This window comes from Vibrio sp. 1580, from assembly GCF_033340055.1.
The window spans coordinates 240368-263194 of the sequence record NZ_JAWOVT010000004.1 but is presented as its reverse complement, the minus strand read 5'-3'; the positions used below and the strand labels follow the sequence as shown (position 1 = coordinate 263194).

Below are 22827 nucleotides of genomic sequence, written 5' to 3'. Positions count from 1 at the left end.
GATTTGATTGAGCATATTTTCCATCATAAAGAGATGCTAAGTAGTTGTGAATGCGATAATTCGATAGAAAATTTTATTTAATTTAATAAAAAATTTTTATCAAATTCACCTCTTGAACTCTAATTTTTCGACCTTATTATTTTCATCGAAAGCGAGCTGTCGACTCGCAAATCCATCTTGATGTTTATTTTGTCTTTTATTTTTGGTTCCAAGTAGGAGGCACTTAAAAATGAAAATTCGTCCTTTAAATGACAAGCTAATTGTTGAAAGACAAGAGGTGGAAAATAAATCTGAAGGGGGAATCGTTTTAACTTCTCAGTCGGTGAAAAAATCAAACCGCGGGAAAGTCATCGCTGTTGGTTTGGGTAAACGCCTCGAAAATGGCGAACGCGCTGCGATGGAAGTCAAAGTGGGCGACCAAATCATTTTCAATGACGGTTACGGCGTGAAAACCGAGAAAATTGACGGCGCAGAATACTTAATTCTGTCCGAATCTGATGTGTTAGCAATCGTTGAGTAATTATTTTTGTAGTAGTTTTTTGAGGAGATAACCATGGCTGCAAAAGACGTATTATTTGCTAATGACGCACGTCAAAAAATGCTGAAAGGTGTGAACTTACTGGCGGACGCAGTAAAAGTGACACTAGGCCCGAAAGGCCGCAACGTTGTGCTTGATAAATCTTACGGCGCGCCAACCATCACCAAAGATGGCGTGTCTGTAGCGAAAGAAATCGAACTGAAAGATAAGTTCGAAAACATGGGCGCACAAATGGTGAAACAAGTGGCGTCCAAAGCGAATGATGAAGCGGGGGACGGTACAACGACGGCTACCGTACTGGCGCAATCTTTCATCAATGAAGGTCTTAAAGCGGTAGCCTCTGGCATGAACCCAATGGACCTAAAACGTGGTATCGACAAAGCCACTGAAGCGGCGGTTGAGAAACTACGTGAAATGTCTAAGCCATGCAGTGACAAAGAATCCATCACCCAAGTGGGTAGCATTTCTGCAAACAGCGATCGCGCGATCGGTGAAATCATTGCAGAAGCGATGGAAAAAGTGGGTCGCAATGGCGTGATTACGGTTGAAGAAGGCCAAGGTCTAAACAACGAATTGTCTGTGGTTGAAGGTATGCAATTCGACCGCGGTTACTTGTCGCCATACTTCATCACTAACCAAGAAAATGGCAGCGTAGAGCTAGACAACCCTTACATCCTATTGGTGGACAAAAAAGTCAGTAGCATCCGCGAGCTATTGCCTGTATTAGAAGAAGTGGCGAAATCTTCTCGCTCGCTATTGATCATTGCTGAAGACATCGAAGGTGAAGCGCTAGCGACATTGGTTGTGAACAACATGCGCGGCATCGTGCGTGCGACTGCGGTGAAAGCGCCTGGCTTTGGTGACAACCGTAAAGCGATGATGGAAGACATTGCGGTACTAACTGCTGGTACGGTCATCTCTGAAGAAATCGGCCTAGAGCTCGAAAAAGCAACGTTAGAGCAACTAGGTAGTGCGAAGAAAGTGACCATTACCAAAGACACAACAACCATTGTGGGTGGCGCAGCAGAAGCAAGCGCGATTGCTGATCGTGTGGCTTCGATTGAAAAACAAATCGAAACAACCACTTCTCAATACGACAAAGATAAGCTTCAACAACGTGTTGCGAAGCTATCTGGCGGCGTAGCGGTGATCAAGATCGGCGCTGCAACCGAAGTTGAGATGAAAGAGAAGAAAGATCGCGTGGACGATGCGCTACACGCTACTCGCGCAGCGGTTGAAGAAGGTATTGTTGCTGGTGGTGGTGTTGCCCTAACTAAGATCGCGAAAGAATTGGCGGATCTAAAAGGCGACAATGATGACCAAAACGTGGGTATCCGAGTTGCGCTACGTGCAATGGAAGAGCCTCTTCGTCAAATCGCAACTAACGCAGGTGACGAAGCTTCTGTTGTGGCGAACGCTGTCAAAGCTGGTGATTCCGATTACGGTTACAACGCTGCAACAGGTGAATACGGCAACATGATCGAAATGGGCATCTTGGACCCTGCGAAAGTAACACGTTCAGCGCTTCAATTCGCAGCGTCTGTTGCTGGCTTGATGATCACCACTGAAGCGATGATCACCAACCACGTTGAAGACAAAGAACTTGATATCTAACGTCATCAACCGTTAGTGATTAAGTAAGCGTTAAAATAACAATAACATTGCAAAACCTAAGCGGGCTCGCTTGAGCCCGCTAATCAGTCATTTGAGGTAAGTGTTATGACCCGTTTACCTGCGTTTTCTTTCTCAATATCTGAGCCGGGCGGTAATGAAGCTTCGTCAACGTGGCCGACTGCTATTCACTTCCCCCTCGTTCCAGCTGGGCCAGAGTTTTCGATCGAAAATGCTCTGCCTAAACGTCCGACAGTGACGATATTCACTATCGATCTGTCTCAGTTATTTAAAGGGGACGCTCGGGTCATCCATTAACTGTATCGAAACAGCCAGCGCACGTTGGCTGTTTTTTTCTAATTTAAAGTATTGAAAATGTAGATTTTTAATTGATTACTGCCACTTGTTCAATGATCAATTTGAATTGGGATAATCGGACCGCAAGCGTACTACACCTTTAAGCCCAGCATCGCGCCGAAAATGATCAATCCCGCCCCACATGCTTGATTGAGTCGATGCTTAATCTTCAACAAGAAAGCTTGTAGCTGGGATGACGTGAATAAAACAGCAACGATAGAAAACCAAATACCATGCAGCGCAATCATATAAATCCCGTAAAAAAAGGCGATGTGTTGCTGACTAGAGTCGGGAGAAATCACTTGGCTAAAAATACTCAGAAAAAACAGCATCGTCTTGGGATTGAGTAAATTACACAGAAATCCCTGCATGAAAAATCGCCACATTGAATACTCGCTCTGTTGAATGGTTTCTGAGTTTGACGCAGGCTGCGAGGAGAATATTCCTTTAATCCCAAGGTAGACAAGATAAGCGGCCCCAAGATAGCGCACGAGATTAAACAACCATTCATTTTGTGAAATTAAGTAACTGATCCCCAGCATGGAGTAAGCGATGTGGATGCTTATCGCCATGCTGATACCAATCGCACTGTACACGCCTGCTTTTCGTCCTTGATTTAAGCTATTTCTTAATACCAAAACAAAGTCTGCGCCAGGGCTAATAACAATAAGCACACCTAATAACGCAAGAGTTACAAATTCCATATCGGTTTCCTGTTTGAATGATGAAGTCTGGGATGTAGCGGAATTGTAGGCGTCTTTATTACTGACTATAATCGAAAAATATTCCCATATTGGTGAGAAAAACTCACAGATGCGTCACCTGAAATCTTTTTATGTCTTCCACGTTGCGGCGAGTTCTTCAAGCTACACTGAAGCGGCTGACAAACTAAACATTACCCACGGAGCCGTGAGTAAGCAGATCAAGCAACTTGAGCAATATCTGTCTCAACCTTTGTTCTTCAAAGAGGGCAGGAAAGTCGTGTTGACGGCAGAAGGCGAATTACTCAAGACATACACAGAAACGGCATTCCAAACGCTAGAAACAGGCGTGAATACGCTTATTCAAGAGAAGCATCAGCATCTTGAAGTGTCTTGTGAACCGACATTAACCATGCGCTGGTTGATGCCAAGGTTGGCCGCGTTTAATGATGAACACCGTGCTGATGTTCGTTTGTCGACGGCTGGTGGCCCGGTAACATTAGGATCAACTGGGCTTTCGATGGCGATTCGTCGAGACGATTTTGCGCAGCATCACGATTACGACAAAACCATTCTTGTGGAAGAGTGGGTGGGGCCGGTATTTTCTCCTGAGTATTGGCAATCCATTAAAGACAATTTGAAAGCAGCTCGATTGTTGAATAGCCAAACCAGACCGAATGCTTGGGCGGATTGGCAGCAATCAACACGTTGTGAAACTTTCAACGGCAACACTCAGCAATCATTCGCGCATTTTTATTTTTGCATACAAGCCGCGGTGGATGGCTTAGGCGTCGCAATGGGATCGTATCCTTTTGTCATGGACGATATTAAGCGTGGTAATTTGGTCGCACCATTTGGGTTTTCTCCATCAAGTTGCAATTACGTTTTATTGAGTCAAGATAAAAAGCGTACAGAACTCGAACATAAATTTATCACGTGGTTACAAACGCAAATGGCAGAGTGTGTGCCACTGTCATCACAGCAGATTAAGCAAGGCGAATAGAAGGCGTAGAGCGAGATTACGTCAGTCAGTTTTATGGAAAAAGCTTAGGAAATTGGAAATGGAAAACCTCAATATTGTTGAAATCAAATCATTTGTTCCGGCGAAAGATTACGCGCTATCAAAACGCTTTTATGAGGCGATTGGCTTTGAAATGGCGTCGGACTTCGGTGATGTAGCATACTTCTCTCAAGGTAGCTGCGCGTTTCTTTTACAGAATTTTTATGAGCCAGAACACGGCAATAACTTCATGATGCACTTGCTCGTAGAAGACGCAGAAAGCTGGCATCAGCACTTATCCAAAGTGGGTCATGAAGAATTTGGTTCGCGTTTGACAGAGCTAGTCGAGCAACCTTGGGGCATGCGCGAATGTTGTTTGTTTGACCCTAGTGGCGTTTTATGGCGAATTGGCCAGAACATGAATACTGACTAACGCCAGTCTTATTTTCACCACATCTACGCGCAGATATTGAGATCTCGATATCTGCGCGTTTTCTTTTTTTACTTAGCCTTGCCAACGTTTGTAGCGCACTCACGCCTTTTTCGAGGTGGTGTGCGATGGGCTAACGCCAAAAAACTCCTCAAGCAGCATGGCTTTGAGTTCCGCTCTGACTTCTGCGCCACCGATTAACGCCAAAAGTGCGAGTCCTCCTGGAATAAGGATGACCATTAATATCGGTCTTAAAATATACGAAAAGCAGAAGATGGTCGGGAAGAAAATCAATCCTTGGCCTAGTTTGTTTAATACGTACATGAGCGATTCCTTTTGTTTTTATATAAAATGAGCATGCTCAATTTTATAAATGAGCACGCTCAATTTGTCAATCTCAACCACGCAAGGTATGATCCTTTCAGGTTCATTAAGCAGACACATCAATGACGAAGCGACAACAAACCAGAGATAAAATTCTAAAAGCCGCATGGGCATCTTTTGCTCAAAATGGCTATGACATGACGACCACAAGGCAGATAGCGAGAGAAGCAGGAGTAGCCGATGGCACAGTGTTTAGCCATTTCCCGACTAAACTGTCGATTTTGCGCGAAGGGATGCTGGCGCAACTGCAACAGATCAGCCAAGAAACGCTAGTCAGTGTGGAAGGTAAAACCGATATCGACATTGGTTTGGCGCTGACGGAGAAATACTATCGCTACTATTTTGCGAACGTTGAGCTGAGCCGAGCTTTGTTGAAAGAGGTGATTTGGGATTTGGATTATTATCAGTCGTTTAACCAAGCTTTGTTTCAATCTGTAAACGGAAGCTCCGTCCTTGAGGGAAAAATACCGCTGATTTTTGACTGCTATTTTATGACGTTAATCTCGCACTTGAGCCGTGCAGAACCGGATGTTGAAGCGGCACTTGAAGAGCTTCATGCTAAGTTTCAGCAAATCATTGCGACTGCATAACATGGCCCCAACGCAGGAGCTGAAAGAATATACTGCCTGTCATTTTATTTGCTGGGCTCCCATTTTCTCGTTTCAGTTGGCGTCTCACCAAATAGCCGCTTGTAGCTTTGACTGAACTGCCCGAGATGGAAAAAACCAAAGTCAAAAGCGATTTCTGCAATTGTTCGATTATCTTCAGGGCTTTGTAGCACTCTACGTACTTGATTCAGGCGCATTCGATGTATGAACTGCTTTGGGGAAGTATTACAGCAATGTTCAAAGGTGTACTGTAGTGTGCGACGACTGACGTGTACTGCGTCACACAGTTCACTGACGGTTATCGGCGTACGGTAGTCTAGATCCTGTAGCTGTTGTTTTATACGGTGCATCACGTGTTGACGATGAGAGATTGATATCGGATGGCTCGTGTGCAGTGAACTGAGTGAGAACAACTCCAGCACAATATCTTTTAAGATTGCTTGATGTGTGGTTTCAGACCATCTTGGCTCGGCGGAACCAAGTAACATGCCTAAGCAGTATTTAAGTTGTTGAATGTGTTTTTCCGTCAACCCCGTTAAGTGCAATGTGTTGTTTTGGATGCTCCCAAGCTCAAGTTGATTTTCTATGATGTGAACGAAGTTTTTGTCGAGCACTATTCCATAGATAGAAAACTGCTCCGGTGTCATTAACTCAAAATCAGCGCCACCTTGCCTAAGCAAAAGTTGGCTTGAATTAAACTGACTGTGATTTAGGTGTAGCGGCTTATTTTCCGTACTCAAACCCAACCAAATACCTCCCTGTTCAATCCTGCATTGCTGTCTTAGCGAGCGGTTACTGTCTTCACGAAATACATGGAAATTGGGAAATCGTCGTTCTCGAATTTGACCTAAAAATCGACCATCGCTGAGTTGGTCATATTCCTGTTGCCAGTTTATCAGACTCGCAGCTTGTTGGTTTGCATCCTTAGTGTGATGGATGCACAGCATTGGTGCAGTTTGGGGCATTTGGTTACTCATCCTTGTGATGCTCATTCCTTTTTTGTGAGTCATGTTGGAGCAGTATTTACATAACTCATTGTTTATTATTGGTTTATAAATGTTGCCAGTTTTTGATAACGCTACGGAACACATTTGGCAATACTTTCTTAAAGCTTATTGATAGTTCAGCAAAAAGCGAACCAAATAGTGAAGAGGAAGAGCAATGACGGCAACTTATCGTCGGCAACAAGGAAGTAAAGTCTATACCTTTAAGTCATTAGCTGACTTGATGGCGAAAGCGACACCGGAGCGCTCAGGCGATGCGTTAGCCGGGGTTTGTGCTCAGTCAGCGGCAGAACGTGTAGTCGCACAAATGGCGCTGTCTGAGTTACCACTTAAAACGTTTCTTAACGAGGCGGTTATTCCATACGAAAGCGACGATATCACTCGCCTAATTATCGATACGCATGACCTTGCAGCCTTTAAGCCGATTGAGCACTTGACGGTCGGAGATTTTCGAAATTGGCTGCTGAGTGAAGAAGCCGATGGTGAAACGTTGGCTAAAATTCGTCAAGGTTTAACACCAGAAATGGTGGCCGCAGTCAGTAAGATTATGCGCAACCAGGATTTGATTCTCGTTGCTAAAAAATGCCAAGTTGTCACGGCTTTTCGGAATACGATTGGTTTGCCGAGTCGCCTGTCTACTCGCTTACAGCCGAATCATCCCACTGATTCTCTCAACGGTATCGCAGCGACCATTTTTGATGGTCTGATGTACGGAAATGGCGATGCGGTTATCGGTATCAATCCGGCAACAGATAATGTACCTCAAGCTATTAAGTTAATGAACTTAATGGATGAGGTGATTCAACACTATCAAATACCGACTCAGTCTTGTGTGTTAACTCATGTCACGAACACGATCGAAGCCATTGAAATGGGTGCACCAGTCGATCTCGTTTTTCAGTCGATAGGCGGCACGCAAGGGACGAATGATACCTTCGGAATCGACTTGTCGATTTTGAAAGAGGCCCATGAAGCCGCGTTGTCTTTGAATCGAGGTAGCGTAGGAAACAATGTGATGTATTTTGAAACCGGACAAGGTACAGCGCTGTCTGCGAATGCATTTCATGGGGTCGATCAGCAGACTTGTGAAGCCCGCGCTTATGCTGTCGCGAAACAGTTCGATCCTTTGTTGGTTAATACTGTCGTTGGGTTTATTGGCCCTGAGTATCTGTTTGATGGCAAACAGATCATTCGTGCTGGGCTTGAAGATCATTTCTGTGGAAAGTTGCTTGGTTTACCTATGGGTTGCGATATCTGTTACACCAATCATGCCTATGCCGATCAGAATGACATGGATAACTTGCTGACACTATTAGGTGTGGCCGAGTGCTCGTTCATCATGGGTATTCCAGGGTCTGATGACATCATGCTCAACTATCAAACTACCTCATTTCACGATGCCCTTTACGCAAGAAAAGTACTCGGTTTGAAGCCAGCACCAGAGTTTGAAAAATGGTTAATGGAGATGCAGATTTTCGAGAGCGTGCAAGACGTTCGGTTAAGTGAGCAAATCTCTCGCTCGTTTTCGGGAGCAATTAACCAACTGAATAAGGGGTATTCTCATGGGTAAAGTAATCACCATTGCTCAGTCCCCACAAGATGAGTCTGGAGTTGTCACACACAACCCTTGGGGCAAGTTACGCGACTTCACCTCTGCTCGGATCGCTCTGGGTCGCAGCGGAAACAGTGTACCAACCAACGAGTTACTCTCATTTCAGCTGGATCATGCCCAAGCTATGGATGCAGTGCATTGCAGTTTGAATGTTGACTCTCTCGTTGCTGGTTTATCGGACTCTTACTCGATTCTTGAAAATACCTTAGAACCTCCAGTGGTAGTGAGCAGTCAAGTGAGTGACCGGCTTATGTACCTGCAAAGGCCCGATCTAGGAAGGCTGCTTGATGAATCTTCTTGGCAAACGCTCAACTTGATAGCAAATGAGCATAACACTGACATTGATCTTGCGATTGTTATTGCTGATGGACTTTCTTCCGTCGCAATTCAAAATCATGCCGTGCCTGTTGTTACTCGATTGATTTCTCTTTTAAGCGCTGATGATGAACATCAATGGAAATTCGCACCTATCACAGTCGTAAAGCAAGGAAGAGTAGCGGTAGGGGATGATGTTGGTGAATGTTTTAACGCCAAGGCCGTGCTGGTTTTAATTGGAGAGAGACCCGGTCTAACTTCTCCGGATAGCATGGGTATGTATCTCACTTGGGGGGCTAAACGAGGCTCTAAAGATTCCCAAAGAAACTGCATTTCCAATGTGCGCCCTCAGGGGCTCAACTATGACGATGCCTGTGAACGCGCATTTTACTTGCTCAAGGAGGCTCGAAAATTACAACTGTCAGGAGTGAATCTGAAAGATCGCTCCGATATCAATGAGCCAAGTGGCGCAAGCGTTGAAGATAAACACAGCGACAACTTTTTAATTTCATCAAAGTAGAAGGATTTACTATGTCTAAACATCAGGAGTACTTGGCCAAAAGGCAGCTAAAAAGAGGCACCGCAGGTTGGATTTTACTTGCTGGCTTAGGTGTCTCGTATGTTATATCTGGTGACTTCGCCGGTTGGAACTTTGGCATCGCTCAAGCAGGATGGGGAGGCTTTCTTATTGCTGCTATCGCGATGGCAGTAATGTATTTCACGCTAGTATTGTCTTTAGCTGAAATGTCTGCGGCTATTCCTGCTGCGGGTGGTGGTTACAGCTTCGCAAGACAGGCGATGGGGCCGACAGGTGGCTTTTTCACTGGCTTATCAGTTTTGATTGAATATGCGCTCGCGCCTGCTGCGATAGTGATTTTTATTGGCTCAGCAGTGAATGAATTGGTTGGTATCGATGGCCCTGTTGTTTACGCACTTTTCTACGCCGTCTTTATCGCTATTCATATGGCAGGGGTTGGCGAAGCTCTCAAAGTAATGATGGTCATCAGCGGTTTGGCTGTGCTAGCTATTCTCATTACTGCTGCTGTGCTTATTGGTCACTTTGACGTTAATAACTTATTCGATATTGCTCCGGCGACGGCTCAGGCAACAGAAATCTTGCCGTTTGGGTGGTATGGCGTATGGGCTGCGTTGCCATTTGCAATGTGGTTGTTTCTTGCGGTTGAAGGTGTGCCTTTAGCGGCAGAGGAGGCAAAAAATCCGGCAAAAGATGTTCCCAAAGGCATCATTGGTGCGATGCTGTTTTTATTGCTAACCGCAACTCTCGTAGTCGTCCTTTTGGCTGGTGCGGTTGGCTCAAAGGTCATAGGCGATAGCGCGGTGCCATTAGTTGACGCCCTAAAGCTTACGGGCAATTCAACGGTAGCAATGGCCGTGAACTTACTTGGATTGGCTGGCCTTATCGCTTCTTTCTTTTCAATCATTTATGGTTACAGTCGCTTGGTGTTTGCGCTTTCCCGCGCGGGTTATTTACCGCAAACTTTGTCATTAACCAGTGACAAAAAAGTGCCTTCTCGTGCGCTTTTGGTTCCGGGCGTTTTTGGGTTCTTGGTTTCACTTACGGGTGAGGGGGACTTAATCTTGGCGATGGCTGTTGTCGGTGCGACTGTATCGTACGCATTAATGTCCTTGAGCCATATTTTATTGCGAATTAAACAGCCGGAATTAACTCGTCCATATAAAACGCCTGGTGGGATAATTACTTCGAGTATTTCTCTGGTGCTTTCTTTGGTCGCAATGACAGGTGTTTATGCTTTTGATCCCTCAGCCTTTTTTATGACAATGGGATTGTTTCTTATCGGTGGTGTTTATTATGGGTTATACAGCCGCAACAAATTGGTGGCAGCAACCGCCGAGGAAGAGTTTGCCATGCTGTCTGTAGCAGAGCTAGAGCTTGAATCAGATGTCGTACGATAGTCACTTTGATTCTTGTTATTCAGCATATTAAGGGAGCCATAGGCTCCCTTTGTCATTTCTATCAAAAGTGCATAGCGCACAAATGCATCACTTTAACTTTATAAGCGGTTAATCATGTGAAAGTCTAGTCTGGATAACGATGGCGAAGATCCATCACAGGTAAAGGTTAAGTTTTCAAGGAAAGAGCATGATAAACAAGGTATTTAATACACTTTTGGGAACAGAGTTACCGATTATTCAAGCGCCAATGGCTGGTGTGCAAGACAGCCAAATGACCATAGCCATCAGTAATGTTGGCGGGCTTGGCTCGTTACCTTGTGGAATGCTGAACAAAGACGCCATCGTAAAAGAACTTCAATTTATCAAGCAGGCAACTAACCGACCGTTTAACCTCAATTTCTTTTGCCATGAAATGCCGGAATATGACGCCAACAAGCACGAAAAGTGGCAAAAAACGCTGCAACCGTATTTTTCCGAGGTTGATGCAACCGTTCAGGCTCAGCCAAACGCTCCGACAAGGATGCCTTTCAATCATGATATTGCTGACGCGATTGAACCATTTGCACCGCCAGTGATCAGTTTCCACTTTGGTTTGCCAGATGATGATCTGTTAGCTCGAATTAGAGGGTGGGGAGGGAAGATCCTTTCGTCAGCGACTACGGTGGACGAGGCACTTTGGCTAGAAGCAAAAGGCGTTGACGGCATTATCGCCCAAGGCTTGGAGGCTGGTGGACACCGAGGTATGTTTTTATCGGATGATTTAACTACTCAATTAAGTTTGATGGCGTTATTACCACAAATCGCCAAACGGGTGAATTTGCCCGTTATTGCTGCAGGCGGAATCGCTGATAGAAGTGGGGTGGAAGCCGCGTTGAGATTAGGAGCGAGTGCCGTTCAAGTTGGCAGCGCCTATTTGTTGTGTGATGAGGCGAAAACATCGTCTTTACATCGATATGCCATTGCCAGTGAACGCGCGCAACATACCGCTGTGACCAATGTTTTCTCGGGCCGACCAGCGAGAGGCATTGTGAATCGCGCGATGTCGGAGCTAGGCTACATCAGTGAGTTTGCGCCGAAATTCCCATACGCCTCCATTGAAATGGCTCAACTAAGAGCGCTTATGGAAAAGCAAAACCGAGATGAATTCACACCGTTGTGGTGCGGACAAAACTCGTCGGGTTGTAAGGAAATATCGGCGGCAGAAATGACATTGTCATTAGTGGAAGGCATCGATTTAAACTGATATGCATCTTGCCTTTTAAAGCGATGCTGACTGAATGGTTACGAGTTATCCCTGTATTTATGTAGTAAATCTAATGGGATGTGGCAGTAATCATTCGGAAAGTTTGTGAGTCTGTCTTGGTGCTCATCATCACTTGGCACATAATTTGTGAGTGGCAGTACTTCTACGGCGATCTTGTCGGCGTCCGGTCGTGCTGCGATAAACGCTTTCGCGATGGTGAGATGCTGTTCGTTTTGGCTATAAACACCAGTACGGTACTTCTCACCTACGTCTTCACCTTGCTTGTTAACGCTGTAAGGGTCGATTATCTCAAACAAATACCCCATTAAAGTTTCAACCGAAACTTGCTCAGCATCGAACTGGGTTTTCACGCACTCTGCGTAGCCATCGTATTCGGATTGAGTGTTATCCGTTGTGCCATTTGCTCGCCCGGCTTCTGTGTTGATTACGCCCGGAAGGTGGCGCATAAATTCTTGCACGCCCCAAAGGCAGCCGCCTGCGAAGTAAATTTCTTCCATTACTTTGATCCTAGTCTCTATCGTTGTTGGGATGTAGGGAGTTAACCCCTCTTCTTCCATCCCATTTTCGTTGCCCTATTATCTGTTGATGGGAGCGATATTCGCAAGGTACAGCTTGGCTAATCAGACCACGCGTTTTTTCCTTTTTACTTTCAAGTTCTTTTCATATGAAACATCAGGTGAGTATACTGTAAGCTCATCAATAAGGAGCGAACCTGTGAACCCAAGACAAAATGAAATCCTGCAATTAGTGAACGACCGTAAACGCGTTCAAGTCACAGAGCTTTCTGACATCATTGGCGTGTCGGGTGTGACCATCAGACAGGATTTGAACTTTCTGGAGCAACAGGGCTACCTAAAGCGCGTTCACGGCGCAGCTACCGCGTTGCAAAGTGATGACATTGATGCCCGTCTAGAAGTACGTTTCGATATTAAACAATCGCTCGCAAACCAAGCTGCGGATTTGGTCGCACCGAATGAGACAGTGCTGATTGAAGGAGGCAGTGCCAATGCGTTGTTGGCTCGGACATTGGCTGAGCGCGGCGATGTGACCATTATTACGCCATCGGCGTATATCGCCCATCTCATCCGTAACACTTCTGCCAACATTATCTTGCTTGGTGGCGTATATCAGCACCAAGGCGAGAGCTTGGTCGGACCGCTGACTAAGTTGTGTATTGAGAACATTCATTTCAGCACGGCCTTCTTGGGTATTGACGGCTTCCATCAAGACACTGGCTTTACTAGCCGCGACATGATGCGTGCTGAGATCGCAGAAACCATCATTGCGAAAAAAAGGCGCAATATTGTTCTAACGGATTCTAGTAAATTTGGGCAAATTTATCCCTCATCAATTGGTAAGACTGACGAAATATCAGTGCTGCTGACTGACAAAGCCGCTCCGAAAAGCGACCTTGAACAAATCAAAAAGCGAGGTGTGGAAGTTATATTAGGCTGATTAAGCCACGCTTCGTTTTCGCTTCGCGAGCATTGCTGTTGGGGAGAAACCGGTGACTAGCATAGTGCCGCTAAGCACTAGAATTGTTCCTATGATGGTGTTAGAGCCGACGGGCTCATCTAGCACCAAGTAGCCCCATAAGATACCAAAAACAGGAACAAGAAAAGTGACAGTCAGTGCTGACGCTGGGCCGATATCAGAAACTAAGCGGAAATAGAGCAAATAAGCGAACCCTGTGCATACAACGCCGAGCGTGACAACAGAGCTCCATTCGAAATGACTTGGTTCTGCACGCATTGGTAAGAATGGTAGCAGCGGCAGTACCCAAATAACCGCCGCCCACATGCTGCCGTGAGCATTGTCAAAAGCAGGTACTTGTGGCGCATTTTTAGTGTAGTTGGTAGCAATGCCATAGCTGAAAGAAGCCATCAAACTGGCGGCAATAGGGAGCATGGCTTCTTCACCTATGGTTGAAGTATCTAAGCCGACCAAGACTGCAACGCCTCCAATGCCTATTAGCATACCGAGAACAGATTTCGCTGTGAGTGGGCTGCGGTACCAAACAAAGCCAACTAGTGCTCCCCATATTGGGGCGGTTGAGTTCAATATTGCTAAAGTTGATGCATTCAGTGTCTGGGCTGCGTACGCAAAGAGTAAAAATGGAACTGCGCTATTGAATAAGCCAATAATAAAGAAGTGTTTAGTATGCGCAGTTAACGTGAGTTTCTTTTTCAAATATACGGCGATCAATAACAAAGCGACGGCGGCAAATGTAACTCGAAATTCGATTAAGTAAGCCGGCCCGAATGTGTTGGCGGCGACTCGCATAAACAGAAACGAGCCACCCCAAATAGTAGCGAGGCAGAGTAAGCGAAAAAAACTGACGGCAGTCATTTGACATCCTTGGTCGAGGTCTAGCGCCTCATCGATTAATTGTTGCGCTAACAGTGAATTAAACCAAGGATGAGGTCAACCAGAAATGTAATGCCAGTTCCGGATCTGGCTAGCTTGGGCTCACGTTGATGGTGTGTTGTTGATTTATGATGACTTAATGGCTCTCTGACCATACTGCGAATTCATTTCCACTCGGTTCAGTGAAGTGGAATCGACAGCCGCCGGGGAATTCGAAAATAGGGCGGATAATTTTTCCACCATGCTGCTCTACTTTTGTCTGAGTGGCCTGAATGTCTGAGCTATAAAATACTAAAAGTGCGCCACCATTTGCGGTTTGGTTTATAAACTCAGATTTGAAGAATCCGCCATCCAACCCTTGTCCTGAAAATGCAGAATATTCTGGACCATAATCGGTAAAGCTCCAGTCAAAAGCACGCTCAAAAAATTGTTTGGTCGCACTGACATTAGTGGAACCAAATTCAACGTAATTCAATTTTTCATGTTGATGCATGGTGAAATCCTTCTCGGTTACTATCGTTTCTAGGCGAACTTTTCTACGATGATGTCGTCCGCTTTTTCGACAAATAATGCGCCATTATCTCTGAGCTCTGTCAGCACATTCTCTACATTATCAGGCAGCACCGCACGAGTTGAAGCAAGATTAACTACCACATTGTAGCCAAGTTCCAGCGCTTGCATGACGGATTTTTTCACGCAAAAGTCTAAGGCAAGGCCACCGATAACTAAGGTATCAATCCCGTTGAACTTTAGAAATTCATGCGCGCCTGTCGTTTTGGTGTCGGCAATATCATGGAAAAAAATACCGTAAGGGTGTGCGTCAGGATCCATACCTTTATTAACTTGAAAATCATAGTCCAACACGGGTGGTAAGCCATCTAGCAGCTCAGAACCTGTTGTGCCAAGCACACAGTGACGGTTCCACTTTATATCCACATTCGGTAAACCAACGGGCTCAAGCATATTGGCTGGCGATTCTGCATCCCATTTTGCTTTCGGTGGGTGCAAGTCACGACTGACCAGTTTTAATCGGCCTTTAGCATGATTGTTCAAAAGCTCCGGTACGATTTCCAACGCACCTGCAACGGGCAGTTCATTTGGACATAACTCACTAAAGCCTTTCTCTGGATCAACGTCGATCACTGCTGTAGTTTGATAGTTTACTCGAACAGTCATGGCAGACTCCTTGTCTGTCTGATTGTCTGCGTTTATCCACGCAAACAGTTTTGAAAAAAGGTTACTTCGTCGCTAGTCAGCGTATATACCATTGCGGGTTTTCCACCTTTGCCTTTGTTGGTAGAAGCGACTTTATTAGTGGGTTTTAGTACGCCTGAATCTATCAAGCGGCGCTTAATCGTCATTCGGCTGATATCAATACCAAACTCTTGATAAGCAGAAATGATGTCCGCAACCAAAAACTCTTTGTCTAATGCAAACAAAAGAACCGATGTGTATTCAATGGATGCACGAAGCTTTTGCCACGCTTTTTCAATGGTTTTTTGATGATCAAATGCGAGGGTTTCTTCTCCATTGAGAATAGCCTGTAGCGAAAACCATTTAAGTTGGCATTCCGGTACACCTGCATTATTTATTTGCTCTACATTGTTACGATCAACTAAGGCGTAGTGCGTAATGTTTAAGCTCCAGTCTTCTGGATCGCGCTTTGGATCACCGTCGATAAATGCTTCGCTAAAATGGCGAGGGTAGGTATGGATTTTCTCACGGCAAATTCGGCGACGCGCCGCTTCAAAGTTTTCATCGGCCGGGCGTCCGCCTTCACTGGTTAAGTCTTTATCAAAGACAAATCCGCCCGGTAGTGCCCAGACTCCATGGTATGGCCGATTTGGATTTGAACGTTTAATCAACAACACTTCCAATCCCTTATCGGCACAGCCAGATAGCCTGAATGGAATAATGTCGACAGATACGATCATGGTTGGGTCCTAATATTGATTTGTAAGTAATCTAGCGCATAACAAGTGGTCAATCAATGGGTAAGTAACGAGTTGTTAGAAACGTTTTCGGTAGTGTTCTTAATACGGTTTGAGCATAAATTTACGGATGACTCTGACTTATTCACAATACTTGCTCGAATTCTAGACAAAAAAACCTTATAAAAATGAGTGGTTAGTAACAAAAGTTGACAAACTATAGATGGGTGTTTATTGTTTACGCAAATTAGTTAGTAACAAAAAGTTATATACCCAGGAAGGGCATGTAGAAGGGCACCTAATGACCACCAAACTATTTTCTTCCCGCATCATTCAAAGCGCTTTGGATTTCGATGTCTACAAAGTCAATATGATGAGTGCTGTAACAGCGCTTTACCCTGATGCGATGGTGTCATATAAGTTTATCGTGCGCAGTGAGGAAGACCTCTCTGAGCTTTTGCCCGAGGTAAAAGCCGAAGTCCTTAAACTGCAAGATATTCAATTTACGCAAGAAGAAATTGAATATATTAAGCGTGTCGCGCCTTACCTGAATCCTGACTTTGTTGATGCACTGCGCCATTTCCGTTTCAACCCACAAAGTGATGTCTCTTTCCATAATAAAGCCATGGCTGATGGCTCAAGCCAGTTAAGAATTACCATTAACGGCTTGTGGCGAGATACCATCTTGTACGAAACGATCATCATGAGCATCGTGTCTGAAGTTCGTAGCCGTCAGCGTTGGTCAGATATCCCTGTTGCGCAATTTACCACTGTTTTAGAAGAGAAAATTCGGCACCTAAAGTCGGAACTAAAACGTCGTAACATCACTAACTTTAAATTTTCTGACATGTCGACGCGTCGACGTTTTTCCTTCCAAGCTCAGCGCACTATGCTGGAATATTTGTGCCAGGAAGTGCCGGAATGTTTGACAGGAACAAGCAACTATCACTTAGCAAAAGAGCTAAACTTGACGCCTATCGGCACCGTTGCTCATGAATGGTTTATGGGACACCAAGCTCTGGTGAATGTGCGAGATTCGCAAAAAGTGGCGTTGCAACGTTGGCAAAAAATGTTTAATGGTGCACTAGGTATTGCGTTAACCGATACGATTGGTATCGATGCTTTCCTTAAAGACTTTGATGAAGAACTAAGTAACGCGTACTTCGGTGTACGTCACGATAGTGGTTGCCCTTATAGCTGGGGTGAAAAAATGATTGCACACTACCAGTCGCTGAATATAGACCCATTAACAAAAACACTGGTGTTTACCGACGGACTTAACTTCGAACAAGCGTTAGATATTTGCGAGTATTTCCAAGGACGTATTCAGGTGAGTTTTGGTATCGGTACTTTTCTTGCCAATGATATGGGTGATTATGTCAATAAAGATGGTGAAGCCTACCAGCCACTTTCTATCGTGATAAAAATGGTCACGTGCAATGGTTCACCGGTCGCCAAAATCAGTGACGAACCTGAGAAAGCCATGTGTGAAGATATCTTCTTTTTGATGAATCTCAAGCGCCGCTTTGAACAACCTCTTGATTTAAATGAGTGTCGTAAAATGATTGATCGTTTAGAAACTGAAGGTCAAAATTATCTCATCGACGCGTAGGCGTTATCCTCTCTCCATGATAAGCACCCTCTATCGTTACGACAAATTTATATAGGTAAACGTGGAGGGTGATTTCGTTATAGTAATATACAGAAGTAACCAGATACAGCGCAGGAAAGCACTCAAAAGTTGATGTGTTATCTGCCTTTGATTGGTGTAAATCGATACGTTACAGCATCGTGGACGGTGTATCTCATCCGACACTAAACTCAGTCTAATCACGTAGTTTATTCCCACGTACCATGAGCTCACTCGGGTATAGACGTCTATCTGCTTTTATGACTTTGGGCTTCACGTAGTTGCTTGAATCAGGAGTCAAAATGAACCTAGTAGTACATTTGCAAAAGAAAGCGATCCGAAAATATGGCTATGAGATGGCCACTCGCCAAGCATGGAAGTGTGGTATCAAGGCAAATCTTGTAAAGCGCGTGATTGGCCTTTTTAAAGGACAAATTGTTTGTGTGGTTGAAGGTTGCCGAGCAGAGTTTTCTTCTCCTCTTAATAACCCCCTTCACGAAGATGGCAAGCAGGGGCGATATGTGTTTGTTGGCGGTGTATGCTGGGAACCAAATAACATTATAGCGCCTGGTTTCCCTGATTTTATGTTTATGCACGTGCGTAATCTAAGCCACCGTCATAAGTATTTAACGGATGACGAACTATTTTTGAGCTTGGCTTAAAAATAAATCTCATAGACTAGTCCAGTCCAATCATAATCAGTAGTGATACAGTTTTAGCTCTGTTGACATTCTGCTGAGTGTTTCTTGACGTATCTCTTATAAAACAGTGTTTCTTTACTTGTTAATAACAGAGGGTTTGTTTTCGTCTGATGTGATTTCCCTTTTGCGATTTACCATAACGCTCATCAAAGCAAACCATACTGGGATGTAAATCATGAATATGAAATCTATCGCAATTGCAACGGCAGTTGTTGCTGTACTAGCAGGCTGTAAAGACAAAACGCCACCAGCTCCAACTCAAGCAAACATTACTTTGGTTGAAGCGGTGACTGAAACGGTGAAAAAGCCGCACCAAGTATGTAAAGATGTGGTAGTAACCGAGCAAGTTGCCCCTGCGGATGACAATAAAATTATTGGTACGGTTGGTGGCGCAGCAGCTGGAGCTGCGCTGGGCAACCAAATCGGTGGTGGCTCAGGTAAAGTGATTGCAACTGCAGCTGGTACGATTGCTGGTGCACTGACAGGTCGTAAGATCCAGGAAAATGTGCAAAAAGGTGATGTAGTAACAACGACGAAAAAACAGTGTCATACAGAATATACGACATCTGATAAAGTAGTGGGTTACGACGTCACTTACGAAGTTTCAGGTGCACCAACGACGGTTCGTTTGGCGAGCAAGCCAGCGACAAAAACGTTCCCAATTCAAGATGGTAACGTTGTTCTACCACAATAGTTAGCGACTTAACCGAAGCGATTAACAAGCCCTTTTATCTTTGAGATGAAAGGGTTTTTTCACATAAGCGGCGTTTTCATCTGTTTTCCCATTGGAATGTGCGGCCAGAAATACCCGTTAATTTCCGCGTTCGATACAATCACTTTTCTTAAAGTACGAACGGAAAAAACATGGAAGATTTTTACCTGACCGAGCACGGTCTGGCTGGTTATTTCGAAGCGCAATGGTTCGACAAGTTCATTGAGGATCAACAGATTGAGATGATAACCAGTCGCTCAAAACAAGTCCCACTTTCTTTTTTGTCATCACCTCACTGCTCCCAAGTTGCTGATTTTATTGCGCAGGCGGTAATCGAAAGCAGCGTTCAGCCGTATTCCCTACTTGAGGTTGGGGCGGCGCTGGGAAGAAATTATTATGAGTTAGTGCAACGCTTACCTAACCTTAGAGAAGCGACGCTTGTGGAGCCTTCAAATAGGTTAATGGATGGCTTGAAGCAACTATTAATAGAAGAACAACGCGTCGAGCTTACTTACCTTCACGATGTGAACACCTTAAACACTTTAGAGGTAGAGAATAGAGATATCGTACAGAAATGTGCTCATGTTGATTTGACGCTAATTAACCAGCCTTTTGAGCTTGATACTCTCCAATCTCGCTTTGATTTAGTCGTATGTTTAAATGTGATTGATCAATGTGAGTCGCCACTTAGCGTGATCAATGCTCTAAAAAAAACCACCAAGGTGGGTGGGCTGATCGTTGTCTCTTGCACTTATCAGTGGAACGCGAAACACATCAAAAATAAAGAAGAGGCGGTTGATGATATCAAAGAATACTTTGCTGAAGGCTGGCGTCTAGTGTCGGAAGCCGATCATGAATATCGCATCCGGTTTAATGATCGCTTTGCAAGGCAGTTTTTATCTCACGTAGTCGCTTACGTAAAAACCGATTAGAGCCACATAAAAAAACCGAGCACTTACGGCTCGGTTTTTTAGTCTTTGGGTTAGAGCACAACTTTAAGTAACGTGCGCTTCTTGTTGCTCTTGCAACTTTTTCTTGCGACGCTCTCGTTTAGAAAGCCAAACCAGAGGCACAACAATCATAATGGTTCCTATTGCCATAAATATATCAGGCACTTCTCCAAACCAAATCAATCCCACAAACACGGCACCAATTAAGCCACTGTATTCAGCGCTGGCAATTTTGTTGCTATCGATCGAGCGGTAAGCGATGACACATGTTGCTGCATAAATCATGATGAACAAACTTGAGCCAGCAGCAACAGGGAAAGCACTCCAGTCCCAAGGTTCTGCTTCGATCAGAACAAGCAAGAAGGCTACTGGAATACCTGCCAAGTTTGTCATCAATAACGTTTGCATCACAGACTGATTTTTTGGCAGTTTTCGAATGAGCAAGTTATTGATTGCTAAAGTAATTGCAACAACTAAAGCTGAAATGGCTGCCCAATCGATTTGGTCTGGACGAATGATGACCAATACACCGGCAAAGCCCATTATCGCTGCGGCGACCGATTGCTTAGACAACTGTTCTCCAAAAAAGATTGCTGCAAGCGGCAACATGATTAATGGCGCGGCGTAAAAGATCGCGTTCGCAGTTGCGAGCGGTAAAGATGAGATCGCCAAAACCATGAATATTGCACCAAGTAACCATACGTGAGCGCGAACAGCATGCCACTTAAACCCTTCAAGAAAAGGCGCATTTTTTGTTAGCAAGTAGACTGGCAGCAGGAAAAGCACCGCTGAAATTTGTCGGAAAAAGACAAATTGAAAAATAGGCACTTCATTTCCGACACTTTTAATTAAAGAGTCCGAAAGCACCGCAATGAGATTTCCAACAATTAATAGCAGCATCGCTGCTCCGACCGATGTAACTTTCACTTTTTCCTCTCCTCTTTCTTTGCCAAAGAGTAGGTGATGTCATAGGATGAAGTGAAGTGATATTTATTAGTTTAAGTATGAGATTTTTAGATAATGAAATTGCCACCACTTAGAGCGGTTCACTGTTTTGAATCTGTTGCCAGAAACTCTAGCTTTTCGCTTGCTGCTGAAGAACTCAATGTGACGCAAAGTGCCGTTAGCCACCAGATACGATTATTAGAAGATTACTTGGGTGAATCATTGTTTATCCGCCAAGGCAGAAAGCTTTCTTTGTCCGATACGGGCACCCGCTATTTAGAGGATATTAGCCCAGCAATTAGCTCAATTGCGATGGCCAGCCAAAAGGTGCGAGAAGGGGACAAAGGCAGCATACGGTTGGCGATTTATAGCTCGCTTGCCGTAAAGTGGCTTATTCCGCGTTTGTCTGATTTTAAGCGCTTACATCCAGAAATCGATCTGACACTCAATATGGTCGTTGGTGATCCTGAACAGACAGACAGCGTTGGCGATTGTTTTATCACGGTAGAAAAGCCAAAGCGAAACTACATGTCGGTAAAGTTATACGCGGAGACGCTGTATCCGGTCTGCAGCCATAAAATCTGGAAAGAGTTACAAGATCAACCAATTCCAGAAGCGCTTTGGCGATACCCTATTTTGTCGACAGACTCAATTTATCGTGAGAGAGGAAAAGACTGGGCTGAGTGGTGCAGAGCGGGCGGTTACACCTTGCCGAAAGATGTCGATGTTCAACATTTTAGTCATATGTTGTTGGCAATAGAGGCGGCGCGTTATGACCAAGGCATCGCATTTGCGAATGATTTTATGCTTAATGAAAGAGATAAAGCGCACGATTTGGTGTATATCCCTTCGCATGGATTGGAAACCGGCGACAGCTTTTATTTTATTCATAAAAAGAGTCGAGCCAAGCAAGCGGAAATCATCAAGCTCACTAACTGGTTGAAGCAGCAATGCTTGTGAAATGACTAAATTGTCAAAATTAAGAAAGAAAGTGGCAAAGTTGTGTCTAAATATTTCATGTTTTATTGAGTTTTTATTCATTAACATCCACTTGGTTTTGAAACCAAGTGAAATGGATAGCATGGCATGCTTAAGGATGGGCAAAACACAACCTCAATAATTAACAGGCAGTGAAATACAATGTTTAAAAAAACATGGCTAATGACAGCCCTTCTAGCAACATGTTCTGTTGCAAACGCAGCTCCTTACGTTGGTGCATCTGTAGGTCAAGCATCGTTTGGTGATGTTAATGGCTCTATCAATGGTGGTGGTACTAACGCTAGCACTAAACTTAAACTTGAAGATGACTCAAGCCTTTCAGGCAAAGTATTCGGTGGTTACAAATTCAACGAATACATTTCTCTAGAAGCAGCCATTGGTGGCTACGATGCTTTAGACGGCAAAGTTGTTACTGTTGGTGATATGAAGTATCTATCGATTCAGCCAAAAGCGACTCTACCGATTGGCGATCGTTTCAACCTTTTTGCTAAAGCTGGTCTTTCTTACTTCAATGCTGAATTCAAAATTAGCAACTCTGTGATTGACGGTAGCGCAGGCCATACCACCATTTCTGACAGCACTGTAACAGGCATGTACGGTTTAGGCGCAGAGTTCGCTATTACTGAAAACTTTGCTCTACAAGTTGAATGGGAATACATGATGCCTGAGCTAGACATTGCGAAATTTGGCAATGAAAAAGTAACGGTTGATGCAGACATCAATGTATTCTCTGTAGGTATGAGCTACCGTTTCTAAGAATACTTATTCAAGTTACCTCTTGGCTTAGTAAACGTTTTTGACTTCTGTTGGTCGAGCTGAGTCCAAGCTTTGAA

Annotated in this window: 26 protein-coding genes; 17 read left to right on the top strand and 9 right to left on the bottom strand. The window is 44.4% G+C overall.

The genetic code is table 11. The annotated features are described in order from the left end of the window. Window positions 1–229: 229 nt before the first annotated feature. From R7093_RS08580 to R7093_RS08570, 3 genes are all read left to right on the top strand, one after another. On the top strand, window positions 230–520 hold the full coding sequence (locus tag R7093_RS08580) for a co-chaperone GroES (RefSeq protein ID WP_005373989.1): 291 nt from the start codon (window positions 230–232) through the stop codon (window positions 518–520). Between the two features lie 33 nt (window positions 521–553). After that, complete coding sequence (gene groL, locus R7093_RS08575; RefSeq protein ID WP_053304624.1) at window positions 554–2152, top strand: chaperonin GroEL; 1599 nt, start codon at window positions 554–556, stop codon at window positions 2150–2152. A gap of 105 nt (window positions 2153–2257) precedes the next feature. Next, window positions 2258–2467 carry a hypothetical protein gene (locus tag R7093_RS08570; protein WP_005373984.1) on the top strand — a complete coding sequence of 70 codons (210 nt, stop codon included), beginning with the start codon at window positions 2258–2260 and terminating at the stop codon, window positions 2465–2467. Between the two features lie 131 nt (window positions 2468–2598). Here the strand turns inward: R7093_RS08570 and R7093_RS08565 are convergent, their stop codons facing one another. After that, window positions 2599–3210: a LysE family translocator gene (locus R7093_RS08565; RefSeq protein ID WP_033906294.1), complete on the bottom strand. Its 612-nt coding sequence runs from the start codon at window positions 3208–3210 to the stop codon at window positions 2599–2601. A 109-nt stretch (window positions 3211–3319) separates the two neighbouring features. Between R7093_RS08565 and R7093_RS08560 the strand changes: the two genes are divergently transcribed. Together R7093_RS08560 and R7093_RS08555 are read left to right on the top strand one after the other, a co-directional pair. Continuing rightward, window positions 3320–4210, top strand: a complete 891-nt coding sequence (locus R7093_RS08560; protein WP_213885412.1) for a LysR family transcriptional regulator — start codon at window positions 3320–3322, stop codon at window positions 4208–4210. Window positions 4211–4268: 58 nt separating this feature from the next. Beyond that, on the top strand, window positions 4269–4640 hold the full coding sequence (locus R7093_RS08555) for a VOC family protein (protein WP_005373979.1): 372 nt from the start codon (window positions 4269–4271) through the stop codon (window positions 4638–4640). Window positions 4641–4739: 99 nt separating this feature from the next. Here the strand turns inward: R7093_RS08555 and R7093_RS08550 are convergent, their stop codons facing one another. Then, window positions 4740–4961 (bottom strand): hypothetical protein, encoded by a 222-nt coding sequence (locus R7093_RS08550; RefSeq protein WP_017635120.1) that lies wholly within the window; start codon window positions 4959–4961, stop codon window positions 4740–4742. A 122-nt stretch (window positions 4962–5083) separates the two neighbouring features. Between R7093_RS08550 and R7093_RS08545 the strand changes: the two genes are divergently transcribed. Continuing rightward, on the top strand, window positions 5084–5611 hold the full coding sequence (locus R7093_RS08545) for a TetR/AcrR family transcriptional regulator (RefSeq protein WP_005373975.1): 528 nt from the start codon (window positions 5084–5086) through the stop codon (window positions 5609–5611). 44 nt (window positions 5612–5655) lie between these two features. Here R7093_RS08545 and R7093_RS08540 read toward each other — a convergent pair whose 3' ends face one another. After that, on the bottom strand, window positions 5656–6606 hold the full coding sequence (locus R7093_RS08540; RefSeq protein WP_225491674.1) for a helix-turn-helix domain-containing protein: 951 nt from the start codon (window positions 6604–6606) through the stop codon (window positions 5656–5658). A 184-nt stretch (window positions 6607–6790) separates the two neighbouring features. Between R7093_RS08540 and R7093_RS08535 the strand changes: the two genes are divergently transcribed. From R7093_RS08535 to R7093_RS08520, 4 genes are all read left to right on the top strand, one after another. Next, entirely contained in the window at window positions 6791–8203 is a 1413-nt protein-coding gene (locus R7093_RS08535) for an ethanolamine ammonia-lyase subunit EutB (protein ID WP_115386484.1), read from the top strand. After that, window positions 8196–9080, top strand: a complete 885-nt coding sequence (gene eutC / locus R7093_RS08530) for an ethanolamine ammonia-lyase subunit EutC (RefSeq protein ID WP_225491675.1) — start codon at window positions 8196–8198, stop codon at window positions 9078–9080. The genes R7093_RS08535 and eutC overlap by 8 nt, the downstream gene beginning before the upstream one ends. An 11-nt stretch (window positions 9081–9091) precedes the next feature. Then, the gene (gene eat / locus R7093_RS08525) at window positions 9092–10495 is read left to right on the top strand and encodes an ethanolamine permease (RefSeq protein ID WP_047102787.1); all 1404 of its coding nucleotides are present in this window, start codon (window positions 9092–9094) and stop codon (window positions 10493–10495) included. A gap of 187 nt (window positions 10496–10682) precedes the next feature. Beyond that, the gene (locus R7093_RS08520) at window positions 10683–11738 is read left to right on the top strand and encodes an NAD(P)H-dependent flavin oxidoreductase (RefSeq protein WP_047102786.1); all 1056 of its coding nucleotides are present in this window, start codon (window positions 10683–10685) and stop codon (window positions 11736–11738) included. 38 nt (window positions 11739–11776) lie between these two features. Here R7093_RS08520 and R7093_RS08515 read toward each other — a convergent pair whose 3' ends face one another. Continuing rightward, window positions 11777–12256 (bottom strand): peptide-methionine (S)-S-oxide reductase, encoded by a 480-nt coding sequence (locus tag R7093_RS08515; RefSeq protein WP_005388723.1) that lies wholly within the window; start codon window positions 12254–12256, stop codon window positions 11777–11779. Between the two features lie 217 nt (window positions 12257–12473). On the opposite strand from R7093_RS08515, the gene R7093_RS08510 reads away from it, so the two are divergent. Next, complete coding sequence (locus R7093_RS08510) at window positions 12474–13214, top strand: DNA-binding transcriptional regulator YciT (RefSeq protein ID WP_017635127.1); 741 nt, start codon at window positions 12474–12476, stop codon at window positions 13212–13214. Here the strand turns inward: R7093_RS08510 and R7093_RS08505 are convergent, their stop codons facing one another. The 4 genes from R7093_RS08505 to R7093_RS08490 form a co-directional block, all read right to left on the bottom strand. Next, window positions 13215–14108 carry a DMT family transporter gene (locus R7093_RS08505; RefSeq protein WP_318146613.1) on the bottom strand — a complete coding sequence of 298 codons (894 nt, stop codon included), beginning with the start codon at window positions 14106–14108 and terminating at the stop codon, window positions 13215–13217. 154 nt (window positions 14109–14262) lie between these two features. Then, complete coding sequence (locus R7093_RS08500) at window positions 14263–14619, bottom strand: VOC family protein (RefSeq protein WP_042523322.1); 357 nt, start codon at window positions 14617–14619, stop codon at window positions 14263–14265. 29 nt (window positions 14620–14648) lie between these two features. After that, on the bottom strand, window positions 14649–15302 hold the full coding sequence (locus R7093_RS08495) for an isochorismatase family protein (RefSeq protein ID WP_033906301.1): 654 nt from the start codon (window positions 15300–15302) through the stop codon (window positions 14649–14651). A 32-nt stretch (window positions 15303–15334) separates the two neighbouring features. Next, complete coding sequence (locus tag R7093_RS08490; protein WP_005373953.1) at window positions 15335–16060, bottom strand: NUDIX domain-containing protein; 726 nt, start codon at window positions 16058–16060, stop codon at window positions 15335–15337. A 298-nt stretch (window positions 16061–16358) separates the two neighbouring features. Here R7093_RS08490 and pncB point away from each other — a divergent pair, with 298 nt between their 5' ends. From pncB to R7093_RS08470, 4 genes are all read left to right on the top strand, one after another. Further along, a complete protein-coding gene (gene pncB, locus R7093_RS08485; RefSeq protein WP_047102848.1) occupies window positions 16359–17669 on the top strand; it encodes a nicotinate phosphoribosyltransferase in 1311 nt (436 codons plus the stop codon). Window positions 17670–17989: 320 nt separating this feature from the next. After that, window positions 17990–18349 carry a hypothetical protein gene (locus tag R7093_RS08480; protein ID WP_033906302.1) on the top strand — a complete coding sequence of 120 codons (360 nt, stop codon included), beginning with the start codon at window positions 17990–17992 and terminating at the stop codon, window positions 18347–18349. A gap of 214 nt (window positions 18350–18563) precedes the next feature. Further along, window positions 18564–19082, top strand: a complete 519-nt coding sequence (locus tag R7093_RS08475) for a glycine zipper 2TM domain-containing protein (RefSeq protein ID WP_005373945.1) — start codon at window positions 18564–18566, stop codon at window positions 19080–19082. 170 nt (window positions 19083–19252) lie between these two features. Beyond that, window positions 19253–20032 (top strand): methyltransferase domain-containing protein, encoded by a 780-nt coding sequence (locus R7093_RS08470; RefSeq protein WP_025768005.1) that lies wholly within the window; start codon window positions 19253–19255, stop codon window positions 20030–20032. Between the two features lie 63 nt (window positions 20033–20095). Here the strand turns inward: R7093_RS08470 and R7093_RS08465 are convergent, their stop codons facing one another. Then, the gene (locus R7093_RS08465; protein WP_005373940.1) at window positions 20096–20977 is read right to left on the bottom strand and encodes a DMT family transporter; all 882 of its coding nucleotides are present in this window, start codon (window positions 20975–20977) and stop codon (window positions 20096–20098) included. 93 nt (window positions 20978–21070) lie between these two features. Here R7093_RS08465 and R7093_RS08460 point away from each other — a divergent pair, with 93 nt between their 5' ends. Both R7093_RS08460 and R7093_RS08455 read left to right on the top strand, forming a co-directional pair. Further along, window positions 21071–21955 (top strand): LysR family transcriptional regulator, encoded by an 885-nt coding sequence (locus tag R7093_RS08460; protein ID WP_005387224.1) that lies wholly within the window; start codon window positions 21071–21073, stop codon window positions 21953–21955. Window positions 21956–22135: 180 nt separating this feature from the next. Continuing rightward, the gene (locus tag R7093_RS08455) at window positions 22136–22750 is read left to right on the top strand and encodes an outer membrane beta-barrel protein (protein ID WP_005373936.1); all 615 of its coding nucleotides are present in this window, start codon (window positions 22136–22138) and stop codon (window positions 22748–22750) included. Window positions 22751–22827 lie beyond the last annotated feature (77 nt).